We start from the raw sequence: 15,166 nt of genomic DNA, 5'->3' as shown, positions 1-15,166 counted from the left end.
AAAAGGTTGATACACGATGGAAAACACCAAGGAACCCGGCATCCGGGACGAAAGCTTTGTCGGCATCTGGTTCTTCATTATCGTAAATACCACCATCCTTTCCATCCTTGTCAATATTTTCAGTTTGTCTTTCGGAATGACTGAGGTAACCCCGGGACTGTTCTTTATCCCTGTCGTCATCACTGCCTACTGGTACCCGAAGAAGGGGATGCTGTTTGCATTTCTTGTCACCGCGATCTACCTGCTCATGATTTATGTTCTTATGGGCGGCTCCACTCCTGATCTGGTAACCGGCCTGTTCAAAGCGATAATTATGATCGGTGTAGCTGCGGTTGTCTCAAGCCTTGCCCTGAACCTCCAGAAAAGCGAGGCAAAGTACCGGGGTATCTTCAACAACTCAGAAGCCGGCACCGGGCTGATCGATGCCAATACCCTCTCCATCATCGAGGCGAACCAGCGGTTTGCATCAATACTTGGCTATTCCATGCAGGAGATCCGTGACGTGCCATTCTCCGTGCTGTGGGTTGACGCTTCCCAACGCGAGGGGTTCTTTGCCCTGGTAAAAGAAGAGGGCGTTGAGAATTTCGAGACGCGCTTTACCGCAAAAACATCGGATATCCGCTGGGTGCTCCTAGCCGCGGGAATGCTGCCTGACAACCAGATGGTCTGCACCATGGTGGATATCACCCAGCGCAAGCAGATGGAGGCGGCACAGCGCACTGCATTAAAGCAGATCGAGAAGAACATCGAGCAGTTTGCAATCCTAGGGGATCATATCCGGAACCCTCTCGCAGTCATCGTCGGGCTCACCTGCATGCTTGCCGAGGATGTGGCAAATAAAGTGCTGGCACAAGCAAAAGAGATCGACCGGATCATCACCCAGATCGATATAGGCTGGATCGAATCCGACAAAGTGAGAAACATTATCAAGAAATATTACGGGATCGGGGCGGATGATATACTAGAGACCGAAGCAGATCCCGGACCGGTTGCAGGCACGGATCCGGTCACAAAATAAGATTTTACCTCTTATTTCTCCTTAACGGTGGACGATTATTTCCCTGCTGATTTGAGCCTTTCGTTGAGCTTTTTTATCTGTTCCCTGATCGCGATCGCCCGCTCGAAGTCCAGGTTCTCCGCTGCGTCCCGCATCTGCTTCTCGAGCTCAATCGTGACATTGGGGATCTCGCTCTTGGGCACATGCTTTGTATCTTTGATATCGACTTCCTTTTCCTTTACCGGTTTTCTGATCGTCTGCGGGACGATATCATGCTCACGGTTGTACGCGATCTGCAGGTCCCGCCGTCGCTTTGTCTCTGAAATGGCCTTCTTCATCGAGTCGGTCATGGTGTCGGCATACAGGACTACCCGTGAATTGACGTTGCGCGCTGCCCGCCCGATAATCTGGACCAGGCTCCGTGCATCACGTAAAAACCCTTCCTTGTCGGCGTCGAGGATCCCGATGAACCCGACCTCGGGGATGTCAAGCCCTTCCCGTAAAAGGTTGATGCCGACGAGCACATCGAACTTGCCCAGCCGGAGCTCGCGGATGATCTCGGATCGTTCCAGCGTCTGGATCTCGGAGTGGAGGTACCGGGTACGGACACCACGGTCGGCGAGGTATTCCGATAACTCTTCGGCAAGTTTTTTGGTGAGCGTGGTCACCAGCACCCGGTCGCCCCTTGCAATCGTTGAGTGCACTTCCCGGATCACGTCATCTGTCTGCCCTTCAGTGGGGCGCACCTCCACCTCCGGGTCGACAAGCCCGGTGGGGCGTATGATCTGTTCGACAACCTGCACCGATTGCGCAAGCTCGTACGGGCCCGGTGTTGCCGACACAAAGACCACCTGCTGCATATACTGCTCAAACTCTGTAAACCTGAGCGGCCGGTTGTCCAGCGCACTCGGGAGCCGGAACCCGTAATCGACGAGTGTTTTTTTCCGGGAAAGGTCGCCGTTGTACATACCGTGGAGCTGGGGGATGGTCTGGTGGCTCTCATCGATGATCATGAGAAAGTCATCGGGGAAATAGTCGAGAAGGCAGTACGGTTTTTCACCTGATTTCCTGCCGTCGAAGTGCCGGGAATAGTTCTCGATCCCTTTGCATGAACCCGTCTCTTCAATCATCTCAATATCAAACCGGGTCCTCTGTTCGAGCCGGTGTGCCTCGATCATCCCGAGCGTTGGCAGTACTTTATCCAGCTCATCCTTTATCGAGGCGATTGCCGTCTTCCTTGCGCTCTCTGGCGTCACGAAGTGCCGGGCCGGGTAGACATGGAAGTACTTCAGTTCCTCCTTCTTTGCACCGGTATTTTTGTCCACCTCCCGGATCCGCTCGATACTGTCGCCAAACATCTCGAACCGGATGATCTCGTTAAAGTAACCGGGCACAATATCAATCGTGTCGCCCTTGACACGGAACCTGCCGGGCGAGAGGTCGATATCGTTGCGTTCGAACTGGATGTCAAGCAACCGGCTCATAATTTCGTTCCGTGAGACCTTCTGGCCCACCGCCAGTTCAAATCCCATGTTCCGGAAGTTTTCCGGGTTCCCGAGCCCGAAGATGCAGGATACCGAGGCGACGACAATCACGTCGCGCCGGTGCGAGAGCGAGGCGGTGGAAGAGAGGCGCATCATCTCAATTTTCGGGTTGATCGCAGAATCCTTCTCGATATACTGGTCTTTGGCCGGGATGTAGGACTCAGGCTGGTAGTAATCATAGTACGAGACGAAATACTCGACCCGGTTTTTGGGGAAGAAGTCGCAGAACTCCTGGTACAGCTGGGCGGCGAGCGTCTTGTTGTGGGCGATGACCAACGTCGGCCTGTTAACAGCTGCAATCACGTTTGCCATCGTAAATGTCTTACCTGAGCCGGTGACGCCGAGCAGTGTCAGGAACCGGTCGTTCTTCTCCATTCCTTTTTTCAGCTCCGCTATCGCTTCCGGCTGGGAGCCGGCCGGTGCGAATGTGGAGGTGAGCTGGAATTTGGTCACGGTGCTTAGGATGTCTGACTAGGATATTAAAAGGGATCGGCTTGCGGCTGGAAAGTGTGTGGAAGAAAGGTGCTGAATCAACGATGAAAGCGGTTGTGAAAATGAGGATCGGCCATGTACTGCCATTTTAGGTCAGACACTGTTTCCCGAAATCAAGTAATTTGATTGTGCAATGGTTCAGACGGATGATAAGCCCCTGTCGGTTGAGGTCTTCCATCGCCTCTTCATATTTATCGGGATTTTTTGCTCCTGCGATATGCGCGGGGATCTCTGCAACCATGATCGGATTTTCGATGCCATAGACATCGTTTAAGTCAACATACAATCTCCTTGCCGCATCGCTCAGCCGGTACAGCCGGGCAACGGGATGCTGGGTCGAGACGATCTTTTTCGCCCGGTAGAACATGTCAGACCACAGGTCGACACCTTTCCTGATATCGTCACTGCTGACATTGAACCGTGAGTTATACCGGGCAAACGAGGCGCCGAGCCGGGGTATGAGGGTGTTGAAATCCTGGGTATAGGGGATACTACCCGATCCTTTGACGTCAGAGACCAGCTCGTACATTGTGTCAACGATTGACCCCTGAAGGTTATCCGGTAATACCGGTTGCATCAGCAGCGCATCGAGCATGAATGCCGTTACCAGCGGTTTTTGAACCTGAAGTGTTTCTTTGTATTTTGAAAGATTTTTGATCTCAACATCCAGGACGAGCGGGATGTGCATAGGCACACGTTCCGGATTGAGGAAGGCGAGGCTGATCTCCCGGCTTTTCAGGTTTGCATAATCCTCTTCCTGCATGGAGAGCCTGTAGAAGTAGTCTGATGATTCCCGTTTCAGTTCAGAGGGGATGATGTCCATGCTGCGCTTGAACCCGGCCCACGGTTTTGATCTTCCCAGTACAGCTGCATTGATCCCCCCTTTCTGATCCGGAAGCGGGGGCGAAGAGATCGTATACAGGGCAGAGCACATGGCAATCTCATTGACGATCTCCTCCTCCCCGGTGTACGGCAGGCTGAAGAAACCGGTTACTTCATCAGGATGGAGCAGGGAATGGTGCCGGATAAGGGTGTTTGGATCGATGGGTTCAAAGGACGTGATGCAGTGGATCAGGAGCCGGAAATACCCGACATGATCCTTGAATATCTCTTCCCGGGTTTCCGAAACGGATACCCGGATGAGTGCTCCTTTTTGGGGAGGCGGGCAGAGGGCGACATACACCTCCCGCTTCGGTGTTTTCAAAAATGGGGAAGGGTCGAGATAAAAGACGGTGCCTTCCGTATTGGCGGGGCGGACAAAGCCCATATTATTTTTACGGAACAGGATCTCCTTTTCGATCTCGGAGAAGCTGTACCCGTACATTCTCTGGCTCAAGGATGCCATGGTGCATGAACCCGTATTCCTAATCTCAGGGATTTCTTATAGTATCAGGATGCCGATGCAGCCCGGCACGGCCGGGATATAACAATAGTCCGGACTACCGGCTCTGTTTGCACTGTAGGGATTTTCCCTATCATTAGGATTGTGATCTGTTCCTGTCATCGCGGATCCGGACCCGTGATTATGATACGATGTCCAGTACCGGATACCCAAGATCTTCAAGGGCATCCAGTGCTTTGGAGATCTCCCCCTCCGGACAATTGAGATGTACAGACAGCGATTGCAGGGTAACCAGGTGCCGTTCCGTTTCCTGAATATACCGGAGAATGCCGGCCCTGCATCCTTTCAGGCGACCAAGCTCTTCCTCAATACTCTCATCGCAAAGGAGGTTATACTTCTCCCCCGATTCTGTTAGTTCAGCAACACTCTGGTCCGGAGTTGTGACCAGATCTTCTTCTGCCAGTGTTGCGATCGCTTCCCGGGCTTCGCTCAACGGGATGCGCAGACGATCGGCAATGACCTCTGCATCCTTTGGGCCTTCCCGCTGGAGCAGCAACAGGACACGACGCTGCGCAAGATTGAGGTTGAGTATCATCATTTACCGGTGAAGACCTTGTCACATGGATTGATATTCTTAGGCACTGCGTGTGGTGAAAGTGATAAAAAGAGGTGTCATGATCACTTCCCATCCCCTTTCCTCACCATCGGGCAGACATTGCAGCCCAGCATCTCGCCAAAGCAGAAGAGGAACCGCTCGCGGATGCTTTTAGGGAGCTGCTCTTCGGGAATCGGGGTGAACCCGAAGGTCTTGTAAAAGGAGATCAGCACGATCGTCGAATGGATATGAATTGTCTCTGAACCACACGTTTGTATGAGGGTTTCCACGGCATCCCTCGCATAGCCTTTCCCCCGGAACTTGTCAGGGACAAAGACGCAGTCCATCTCGTTTCCGTCCAGGTGCCGGGTGTAGCGGGCCGTTGCCACGAGTTCCCCCTCCGCAAAGACGCCGAAGATCCGCTCGTGCACCGGGTCCGCTTTCTGGCCCCGGTACTGCTCCCACAATTTCTCAGCACGAGGAAATTCTTCGTGTTTCAGCTCGCGGACTTCCGGTGTCATGATTTCACCCGGTACTCACTTCGGCTTGTAGTATCCCCACTTCTCCAGTGCCTGTGAGAGTTCCTTTGCCTTCTTTGCTTTTTCATCGAGCGTGACATCCTCCTGCCATGCCTCGATCGCCTGCATGGTCGCCCTTGCCCCGGCCCGGGTGCCTTTGGGGTGGCCGTGGATGCCGCCGGAGACCAGCAGCACGAGCTCGGTGCCGTAGATGTCCATTACATCCGGCACAAGGCCGGGGTGCAGCCCTCCGGAGGAAACGGGGAAGGCGTTCCTGATCTTCCCCCAGTCCTGAAAAAGGCATAGCTTTTCAACAGCGTCCACCTTCTTCTCCCGCAAAAGGCCGGCAAGCAGCATGGACTCCTTCCTTGTCCCGGCCAGCTTCCCGACTGCGGTTCCCGTGTGGATCTGCGAAACGCCGAGCAGGCGCATGATCTTGGCAAGGAAATACATCGTCATCCCGTGCTTTTTGTTCCGGTCGAACGCCGCGTGCATCGCACGGTGGGCGTGGATCGCAAGGCCGAGATCCGAACAGTAGTCCCGCATGGTCGCTACACCGGCTGTCCCGACCACGACCACATCGATCATCGCGTAGTTCCAGCCGTATTCCGCAAGGAGATCGGCACGCTTCTTCATCGTATCCACGTCAGCCGTGATGTTGAGGAACGCGGACTTCTTCTCACCGGTCTCATTCTCCGCCTTCTCCCGCTTCCGGGTCATCAGGTTGACCCGGTCCTCGAACCGGTTGAACGAGGTTGAGGTTAAGTTCTCGTCGTCTTTGACAAAGTCGAACCCGCCCATCCATGTCTCGTACCCGATTTCAGCGTGCTCCTTTGCGGTAAACCCGATCTTGGGCTTTGGGACGGCGCCGGTCAGTGGCCGGCCATGGATATTCATCATCTTCCGGATCCCGTCGTTTCCGAAGTGCGGGCCTTTAAAGTGCTTCAGGTATGCCGGCGGCAGCGTGGCATCGATAAGCCGGAGGTTTTTTACCGCTTTCATCCCGAAGATGTTTCCGGCAATCCCGCTTAAGAGCTGGACGGCATTTCCCTCTTCCCAGAGCGCAAGAGGGTACGCGATCCTGACAAAGTTCCCGTCAATATCAAACGCGGTCGCCTGCAGCTTCTTCATCCGCGGCGGCATAGAAAAGAGCGTTGTCCATGTGCCCGTCGAGCTCTCAGACGCGATCCGGCCCACGGCCTCCTCCCTGCTGATGCCGGCAGCCGGTTCGAAATAGAAGAGGCAGACAAGGTCGTCTTTTGCAGGCGAATAGTTCAGGTCCACAAATTCGTTATACCAGTCGATTGCCATACAGATCCCTGTATCACTTGAGGGCAGGATTGGTAAAAAAGGTGAGGGGCGGATAACAAGACCACAATATCCAATACCCGCGAAAAACAACAATCGTCTGGTAAAGGAGCACCAGGAGCATTCTCTTGAGACACCGGATTTTTGGATCTCTTATCATCATAGTGGTCTGTTCTGCACTTATTGCGATGGTCCCCATCGCATCTGCCGAGGACACGCTGACACGGGGGAGTGGGTTTACGGTCACGATCACCGGCAAGCCGAACACCGCGTATTATGTCTGGGTCGCCCGGACGTTTTCGATGAGCGGTGAGCCGGGCGACCAGCCCCCGGTCATCAACAGCAATCTGGTGAACGTGGTGCAGGACCCGCCGGAAGGCCCCTATGTGATCGGCTCGTACCAGTACTACAACGGCAACGGGCGGACAATTATTGACGATGTCGCGCCATCCTCGTCAACAACATCGAACACACGGTATTACGCGCAGGTGACCACCGATATTGACGGAGTCGCCATCGTCGGGTTCAGGACATCGTCTGCCACGGCTGACAAGAAATTCTCCATTGCAGCACAAAACCCGCAGTCGCCCGGGGATACGGTATATGTAACACTTGGAGTGCCCGAAAGGAAGGTGTCCATCACGGGAGATACAGTTCCACGTGCAGTCACTTCTGCACCCTTGCCGCCCGTGACAACCGCTTTGGCAGAAGAGACTGTGATCACTGCTCCACCGGTACCGGTCATCCCTTCCCCGTCAACACCGGTCCCGGCAACAACACACCCGGTACCACTGGATCTGCTCATTGTCCTGCCTGCAATCGGCGCAGGGCTCCTCGTGCTGCGCCGGCCGTCCTGAATATTTTTTCTTTTATCGTTTCTGGACCCGGAAACAGGATAATAACAATTTTTCCCCATACCCGAAAAGGTGATGTCCCATTACATCCAACTATGACGGGAAAACCAGGTGAAACATATGGGAATTTTTGACAAATTAACCGGAAAACCTGCACAGCTGACCCCGAAATCCGCGCTCGTGCTCTCGGCACTGACCGTTGTCGCCGCAGACGGCGTTATTGATGAGACCGAAATGGGCGACCTTGCAAAGATCGTCCGGGGCGACAAGAAAGCCGTCGACACCGCGATCGCGGTCATGAGACAAAATCCTTTCCCGGGTGTCATTGACCTTGTTGCAGCCTGCCTTGACGAGAAGCAGAAAGTAGCAACGCTTGCAGTCCTCTGCGACCTTGCAATGGCAGACGGCGTCCTTGCCGGAAGCGAGCAGAAGATCCTCCAGATGTACATGGACAAGTTCAAAGTCTCAGAAGCGACTATGAAGCCGATCATCGAAGCGATCGGGATCAAGAACGACTTCTCCATCTTTGCATAAATCCTTCCACTTTTTTTCACACTGCGACATTTTCAGGAGTAAGCGCTTCCAATCCGGTATTATTAAGATAAGAATTGGGATTTCTATCGGGATGGATGATTTTTTGTTGGTATCAACACCAAAAAAATGGAACATTTCCGTTATCGGGTTGGCCGGTGTGAGTCCCGATCATTTTACCGGCACGTAGATCTCGGTGATGACCTCTTCTGGTTTTACCTCCCGCGGATCGTTTGGATACACCTCGCGGATTGGCCCGGCGATCGTCAGGCCCTTTTTAAAAATCCAGGCAAAGAGCGAAAGATACGTCGGTTCGCATGCCTCGTATGGCCCACGGTGAATCCTTTGAGCCATCTTTTTTCCGGGAAGGTCATAGAGCCGGACCTCCCGGTTCCCTTTTGCGTTGCCGGCAACCGGCCACGCAATTTCGATGATTGCCGTTCCCTTCTCGTTTGCCTCTTTAACGGATTCCGGTGATGTCTCATGGCAGACAAAGACCGGCGGGCCGGCAATCGTGACCTTGTTGAATACAGCAAATTCGTACACTTTCATCAGGAGTTCCGGAATCAGTGTGTAGTTTCCTTTCCTTGTTATGCCAAGGACCCTCTGGTCCGGAATGTCAACGATGGTGATCTCGTCCATGTCTGCGACCACAACATTGTCCGCCGGAGCGTTTAAGCATTGAGCTGGAGGGGGGTGAAAATGAGTGCGGCTGACCCACTGTCAGTACAATTATACATAAGAATCCCTCCGCCAAAAAAAACTCAAAAACGGCAGGAAATACCATTATCCTGCGGATGTGTTAAAAGCGATCAGCGCACCAGTTACGATGAACAGGAGGCAGGAGTCATCTGGCATTCGAATGCGTCCAGTGCGGGGAGTGCTGCAGCCACCTCGGGCTTGTCCACCGGATAAAAGAAGAGCACGGCAACTACGCATTCCTGCTGGCAAACCAGTACACGGGCGAGGAGAACGAAGTCGTTATCGACAACGATAAGATTGCCCTTTTTTCTGATACAAGCATCTTTGATCGCGAACCGGAAGCATGTCCGTTTTTCCGGGTAAGCCCGGCAGACAAAAAAGGGTACTGCACCATCCACAGAACCCGCCCGGAGATCTGCCGTGACTTTTCCTGCTGGCGCCTGCTCATCCTCGATTGGCGGGGCAGGCGGGTGGGCAGGGTCATGTTTATTCGGACACTTGTCTCAGAAGACCCGCTGCTCACCCGGCTCTGGGAAACGTGCATCGATCCACTCCCCATAGAGAACGATGCCGTATGGCAGGACGAGATGATCCGCATCCTCTCCAAGGCCGGTTACGCGGTGCGGACGTGAACCTTACAACACCCGTTTGAACCAGACAGTCCTTCTTTAATACCGGGCTTTTCCATATTCCTGTGAATGAGGACCACCCGACACGGGAATTTCCCTGACTATGCTACCCGCTGTGCTAACGGGGGAACCGGCCCCCGTTGCGACCCCGTGGCGGATATTGTTGGTGGGGACAACGCGATCCCAAGCACTGCGCCAGACGAATATAATGAGATGAGCCCGATGGTGCTGTATCGGATGCGAAGCTGCGAGACACCTGAGTGGGACAGGGAGAAAGGGCGAACATGACATTCCATTGCCGGCAGTGCGGGTCATGCTGTATGCACATTGGCGATTACATCGTAATCGAGAAGCAGATCAGCCCATTTGGATTTAAGTGCTGCTCTGTTTCGACAGGGACACCATTCACCGCTGAAGTTGACGGGGATAAGCGGCACCTCTTTTCAGATCATGCATGGATCGACAAGCACCCCACCGCCTGCCGGTTTCTCCGGCCAGATGGCGATTTCACACGATGCACCATCCACTGCCACAGCCCCGCCCAGTGCAAGTCATTCCGGTGCGTGGTGATGCGGGTCTTTTCCGGGCCAGACGAACAGATCGGGACGATCACCGGAACGTTCGCGCTCCATTCGGAAGATCCCGGGCTATGGGAGGCATACGATGAGGCCATGCGGGGTATCCCTGCGACTGATCCGGATGCAGAAGATCGGCTGAAGGAATTCCTAGAGGGAAAGGGGTACCGGATCCAATAAGGAATCCTTGTTCTCTTGGATGTGCCACTCAAATTAAAAGTCGTCCCCGGTCAATCCCGCTATCGCAATGCACCGATGGACGATCCCGGGTTTCAACTCATCATGGAGAGGTACACTGAGTTCATCAATAACCCCCTCCTTCTGCATGATAACGTGGCTTCCCCGTCTGGTCTTACGGGAAACGATCCACCCTTTCCGGTGCAGGACCTTGATCATCTCCCGCCCCGAGATCACCGGTAATCTCATGCTTCGATCATGAGCTCGCGGGTGTTTGGCAGGAATTTGGCGTTGCGAGCCGTGTGGACTTCGAGGTACTCCGGAAGCAGTTCTTTCATATTTGCCAGAGCCTCCTCCTCGGTCTCACCCTGCGACATGCAGCCGGGCAGGCCGGGAACGAAAACAGAGAATCCACCCGTTTCTTCCGGCACCAGCTGAACCACGATCTTCATGCCATTGTGTACGCGCTTCGAGTTCATCAGTTTTCTCCTTATTTATTTCAATCCTTGTTCTCTTGGATGTGCCGCTCGAAGGTTGATTAATACACCGAAAAATCAGTAACCATGAGTATCAATCATACACCGCGAGGTGTGCGACTGAAAGATGAGGGCCATTATCGTTCGATTGATATTTCAATCCACGCACCCGCACGGGGTGCGACCAGTCATCCTTGAAGAAGAAGCAACGCGATTAATATTTCAATCCACGCACCCGCACGGGGTGCGACTGTCATATACGCTGCCGGCGGCGGTGGAGGTTGTATTTCAATCCACGCACCCGCACGGGGTGCGACTATAATCAATCGTTCCTGCTTTCGGGTTCTCCTGATTTCAATCCACGCACCCGCACGGGGTGCGACATTTCAGCAAGCCCCCTTTGAAATAAAGGAGTACATTTCAATCCACGCACCCGCACGGGGTGCGACCAATGGGATGGTTGTTATATCGACACCACAGACCATTTCAATCCACGCACCCGCACGGGGTGCGACTTTGTCGCTGCGTCTTGTGCTGCAACCGGATCAAATTTCAATCCACGCACCCGCACGGGGTGCGACAGGATATAATATGCACCAATGCAGGACACCACAAATTTCAATCCACGCACCCGCACGGGGTGCGACTTGCAGCGGATTTAATGTCCGGTACGATGTTTATACAGATTATTTCAATCCACGCACCCGCACGGGGTGCGACTTCATGGCACTCTGGTACGGTATCGACGTTCTGATTTCAATCCACGCACCCGCACGGGGTGCGACTGCGGTACTCATCCTTTTAATCATTGAGAAAATATTTCAATCCACGCACCCGCACGGGGTGCGACTGGTGAATGTTGCAGAAAGACCGGAGATTGTTATTTCAATCCACGCACCCGCACGGGGTGCGACCCACTTTTTTACGCAGTCTCAACGACAGGATGGGATTTCAATCCACGCACCCGCACGGGGTGCGACCATCATTGAAGCGACAATGACTAAGGGCATTACACCCCAATTTCAATCCACGCACCCGCACGGGGTGCGACTGCACGGAGTGTGTCACTTGCCGCTGCTACCTGATTTCAATCCACGCACCCGCACGGGGTGCGACGTGAAATAGCATTTCCCGTTATGGCGGGTTGTGAATTTCAATCCACGCACCCGCACGGGGTGCGACTATAACAACCTGTTCGTCCCGCCCGTCCTCGCCTATTTCAATCCACGCACCCGCACGGGGTGCGACTTGCGACGGTGGTCAGCCGGATCATCTCTATTACAACCATTTCAATCCACGCACCCGCACGGGGTGCGACGTGATCCCCCATCGTCTTCGCAGCTCCCTCGAAATATTTCAATCCACGCACCCGCACGGGGTGCGACGAGGAATTATCCTAATTTTCCATTCTGGAGGAATTTCAATCCACGCACCCGCACGGGGTGCGACTTGACAGATCAGGCACAGTCGGCAAAAGGGATATTTCAATCCACGCACCCGCACGGGGTGCGACACCGGAATTTATGGTTTTTTTGAATACAAATCAGATTTCAATCCACGCACCCGCACGGGGTGCGACAATGTATCATCCGGTGGTAGTTTCCTTTTTCGTGATTTCAATCCACGCACCCGCACGGGGTGCGACATGACCGTAGCGTGGTTTCGGGGTGAGATTGACGATTTCAATCCACGCACCCGCACGGGGTGCGACAAAATGCAACGGCAACCACATGGTAAAAAACGATTTCAATCCACGCACCCGCACGGGGTGCGACGAAACATTTACGATGAGAGCCTTGACAGATGATATTTCAATCCACGCACCCGCACGGGGTGCGACCTGGAATGTTCACTGTATTTTGGTTTCTTTTTATTTCAATCCACGCACCCGCACGGGGTGCGACTGTGATCGATTTATCGCTATAGTCAAGATTGTAAATTTCAATCCACGCACCCGCACGGGGTGCGACATTAAGCCTTGTTAACAGTGTTTATGCCACGCAAATTTCAATCCACGCACCCGCACGGGGTGCGACAGAACCAGCTGCTGCAGGCTGGAAAAGAGTGACAATTTCAATCCACGCACCCGCACGGGGTGCGACACCAAAAAGAGTGCCAAGAAGGATTGCAATAAATATTATTTCAATCCACGCACCCGCACGGGGTGCGACTGGGCTGTGCGCTTGCCATTGAATTTATGAAGGCTGGCAATTTCAATCCACGCACCCGCACGGGGTGCGACTACACGACCTTTTGACGAGTGATAATTCTTAAAGTAATTTCAATCCACGCACCCGCACGGGGTGCGACTGTAGATCCAATAGCAACAACTAACATAAAAAAATTTCAATCCACGCACCCGCACGGGGTGCGACAATACAGCCATAATAATATCAGCCAACGCCCAACATTTCAATCCACGCACCCGCACGGGGTGCGACTTTATTAGGCGGGCGGGTCTCGTATGGTAACGTATTTCAATCCACGCACCCGCACGGGGTGCGACCACTTGCATCGGCAACAGCCGGGCGGGGCTTTTGGTATTTCAATCCACGCACCCGCACGGGGTGCGACACGTATGCCACGCCGCCAACGTACCGATCTATGACATTTCAATCCACGCACCCGCACGGGGTGCGACGGTGTTCTGTGCGGGGTTTCCTTGTCGATAAAATTTCAATCCACGCACCCGCACGGGGTGCGACTGCGGGTCTCGTCGTCAAGACGCTCTCAGACCTCAAATTTCAATCCACGCACCCGCACGGGGTGCGACAACATTATTCCAGGTATGTTCGTGCCGCCTGAATATTTCAATCCACGCACCCGCACGGGGTGCGACCACCGCCGCTCATGCGACCACGACCAGCCGATAGGGATTTCAATCCACGCACCCGCACGGGGTGCGACGTTATGTTATTGTTTGGGCAATGCGTGAGCCCGGGTTATTTCAATCCACGCACCCGCACGGGGTGCGACTGTTCGGCAACAGGGTGCGGCATAATTGGGGTGTGGGATTTCAATCCACGCACCCGCACGGGGTGCGACTTTAAAATGGCAATTACAAATGCGGGTTCTTATTTATTTCAATCCACGCACCCGCACGGGGTGCGACGGCCGTGGCTGTCATTGGATACGCACTCTTCAAATTTCAATCCACGCACCCGCACGGGGTGCGACGTGGGGGTGTTGGTATATATAGGATATAGTATTTGATTTCAATCCACGCACCCGCACGGGGTGCGACGTAATAACACCTTTTGCATTATAATAATAAGATTATTTCAATCCACGCACCCGCACGGGGTGCGACCTCACTCGTAGTGATCGGGATGCGGCAATTATTTTATTTCAATCCACGCACCCGCACGGGGTGCGACGACCGACCCGTTAATCTTAATCTCTTTTCTTTTCATTTCAATCCACGCACCCGCACGGGGTGCGACTTCCAAAGATGCCGGAACTGCATACCTAGTCCAAATTTCAATCCACGCACCCGCACGGGGTGCGACGCTCAGTGCCCTGACAGCCGGTGCCAGCGTCCAATTTCAATCCACGCACCCGCACGGGGTGCGACTCACACTGAGTCTCACCGAATTACCAACGACATTGATTTCAATCCACGCACCCGCACGGGGTGCGACTATCAAATGTCGGGACGCTCCTCAAACAATCGTTTATTTCAATCCACGCACCCGCACGGGGTGCGACTGTGGCGCAATCTGCGGGCACGTGGACACCGGCGCGATTTCAATCCACGCACCCGCACGGGGTGCGACATCGAGATCCTGCTGAAGCTCGCGGACCTGCAGAAATTTCAATCCACGCACCCGCACGGGGTGCGACGACCGGGCCAAGCGGTTTTAACAGGATATCCCAATTTCAATCCACGCACCCGCACGGGGTGCGACTAAAGATAAAGATTATTTATGATTATGTCTCTTATTTCAATCCACGCACCCGCACGGGGTGCGACTTCTCGCCCCATTTTAAAATCACCGTGTCAGGAAATTTCAATCCACGCACCCGCACGGGGTGCGACTTTCCGCCGCGTCCACCATTAAACGCACCACCAATTTCAATCCACGCACCCGCACGGGGTGCGACTATCCTGCCGTGCTGAATCAATCGCACTTGGTGAATTTCAATCCACGCACCCGCACGGGGTGCGACCGCACTCGGGGATATCACAAAGGGCCGTATACTGTATTTCAATCCACGCACCCGCACGGGGTGCGACCGGTCTCGTCCACAACAATCACTTTGTATCTTGATTTCAATCCACGCACCCGCACGGGGTGCGACCTCCATGCAAGTTCTCTCCTACACGCCCATTCTGGCATCATTTCAATCCACGCACCCGCACGGGGTGCGACTTGATCCTGTAGCAGATCAGGACGCAGCGACAATTTCAATCCACGCACCCGCA

At 54.0% G+C, this 15,166-nt stretch carries 14 protein-coding genes, 1 pseudogene and 1 CRISPR repeat array (1 of these 16 cut by a window edge); of the genes and pseudogenes, 7 read left to right on the top strand and 8 right to left on the bottom strand.

Features of this window, described 5'->3' with window-relative positions; genetic code table 11:
* Window positions 1-16 precede the first annotated feature (16 nt).
* On the top strand, window positions 17-1,018 hold the full coding sequence (locus OS112_03715; protein WAC05745.1) for a PAS domain S-box protein: 1,002 nt from the start codon (window positions 17-19) through the stop codon (window positions 1,016-1,018).
* Between the two features lie 35 nt (window positions 1,019-1,053).
* On the opposite strand, the gene uvrB is transcribed toward OS112_03715, so the two are convergent.
* The 5 genes from uvrB to rbcL form a co-directional block, all read right to left on the bottom strand.
* Window positions 1,054-2,994, bottom strand: coding sequence for an excinuclease ABC subunit UvrB (gene uvrB, locus OS112_03710; GenBank protein ID WAC05744.1), 1,941 nt, complete (start codon window positions 2,992-2,994; stop codon window positions 1,054-1,056).
* A gap of 127 nt (window positions 2,995-3,121) precedes the next feature.
* Window positions 3,122-4,378, bottom strand: a complete 1,257-nt coding sequence (locus tag OS112_03705; GenBank protein WAC05743.1) for a hypothetical protein — start codon at window positions 4,376-4,378, stop codon at window positions 3,122-3,124.
* A gap of 178 nt (window positions 4,379-4,556) precedes the next feature.
* Window positions 4,557-4,973, bottom strand: a complete 417-nt coding sequence (locus OS112_03700; GenBank protein WAC05742.1) for a hypothetical protein — start codon at window positions 4,971-4,973, stop codon at window positions 4,557-4,559.
* Window positions 4,974-5,053: 80 nt separating this feature from the next.
* The gene (locus tag OS112_03695; GenBank protein ID WAC05741.1) at window positions 5,054-5,491 is read right to left on the bottom strand and encodes a GNAT family N-acetyltransferase; all 438 of its coding nucleotides are present in this window, start codon (window positions 5,489-5,491) and stop codon (window positions 5,054-5,056) included.
* Window positions 5,492-5,506: 15 nt separating this feature from the next.
* Entirely contained in the window at window positions 5,507-6,799 is a 1,293-nt protein-coding gene (rbcL, locus tag OS112_03690; protein WAC05740.1) for a type III ribulose-bisphosphate carboxylase, read from the bottom strand.
* Window positions 6,800-6,924: 125 nt separating this feature from the next.
* Between rbcL and OS112_03685 the strand changes: the two genes are divergently transcribed.
* A complete protein-coding gene (locus OS112_03685) occupies window positions 6,925-7,653 on the top strand; it encodes a hypothetical protein (GenBank protein ID WAC05739.1) in 729 nt (242 codons plus the stop codon).
* A gap of 117 nt (window positions 7,654-7,770) precedes the next feature.
* The gene (locus OS112_03680) at window positions 7,771-8,184 is read left to right on the top strand and encodes a tellurite resistance TerB family protein (protein ID WAC05738.1); all 414 of its coding nucleotides are present in this window, start codon (window positions 7,771-7,773) and stop codon (window positions 8,182-8,184) included.
* A gap of 168 nt (window positions 8,185-8,352) precedes the next feature.
* Here the strand turns inward: OS112_03680 and OS112_03675 are convergent, their stop codons facing one another.
* The gene (locus tag OS112_03675; GenBank protein WAC05737.1) at window positions 8,353-8,835 is read right to left on the bottom strand and encodes a GyrI-like domain-containing protein; all 483 of its coding nucleotides are present in this window, start codon (window positions 8,833-8,835) and stop codon (window positions 8,353-8,355) included.
* A gap of 257 nt (window positions 8,836-9,092) precedes the next feature.
* Here OS112_03675 and OS112_03670 point away from each other — a divergent pair.
* The 4 genes and pseudogenes from OS112_03670 to OS112_03655 all read left to right on the top strand — a co-directional run bounded on the left by OS112_03670 (window position 9,093) and on the right by OS112_03655 (window position 10,267).
* Window positions 9,093-9,257, top strand: a pseudogene (locus tag OS112_03670) (YkgJ family cysteine cluster protein).
* Between the two features lie 108 nt (window positions 9,258-9,365).
* Window positions 9,366-9,515, top strand: coding sequence for a hypothetical protein (locus tag OS112_03665; GenBank protein ID WAC05736.1), 150 nt, complete (start codon window positions 9,366-9,368; stop codon window positions 9,513-9,515).
* 66 nt (window positions 9,516-9,581) lie between these two features.
* Window positions 9,582-9,800 carry a hypothetical protein gene (locus tag OS112_03660; GenBank protein WAC05735.1) on the top strand — a complete coding sequence of 73 codons (219 nt, stop codon included), beginning with the start codon at window positions 9,582-9,584 and terminating at the stop codon, window positions 9,798-9,800.
* Window positions 9,797-10,267, top strand: a complete 471-nt coding sequence (locus OS112_03655) for a hypothetical protein (GenBank protein ID WAC05734.1) — start codon at window positions 9,797-9,799, stop codon at window positions 10,265-10,267. Before OS112_03660 ends, OS112_03655 begins: the two co-directional genes overlap by 4 nt.
* A 33-nt stretch (window positions 10,268-10,300) precedes the next feature.
* Here OS112_03655 and OS112_03650 read toward each other — a convergent pair whose 3' ends face one another.
* Both OS112_03650 and OS112_03645 read right to left on the bottom strand, forming a co-directional pair.
* A complete protein-coding gene (locus OS112_03650; GenBank protein ID WAC05733.1) occupies window positions 10,301-10,513 on the bottom strand; it encodes a type II toxin-antitoxin system HicA family toxin in 213 nt (70 codons plus the stop codon).
* Window positions 10,510-10,743, bottom strand: coding sequence for a type II toxin-antitoxin system HicB family antitoxin (locus tag OS112_03645; GenBank protein ID WAC05732.1), 234 nt, complete (start codon window positions 10,741-10,743; stop codon window positions 10,510-10,512). The genes OS112_03650 and OS112_03645 overlap by 4 nt, the downstream gene beginning before the upstream one ends.
* A 150-nt stretch (window positions 10,744-10,893) precedes the next feature.
* A CRISPR array of direct repeats spans window positions 10,894-15,166; the repeat unit is 32 nt; unit sequence ATTTCAATCCACGCACCCGCACGGGGTGCGAC (it continues 934 nt past the right edge of the window).

The sequence above is a fragment of the Methanoregula sp. genome (genome assembly GCA_026625165.1).
In the GTDB taxonomy this organism is placed as follows: domain Archaea; phylum Halobacteriota; class Methanomicrobia; order Methanomicrobiales; family Methanospirillaceae; genus MVRE01.
The sequence above is the reverse complement of the archived record's forward strand: the minus strand, read 5'-3'. Positions and strand labels throughout refer to the sequence as shown.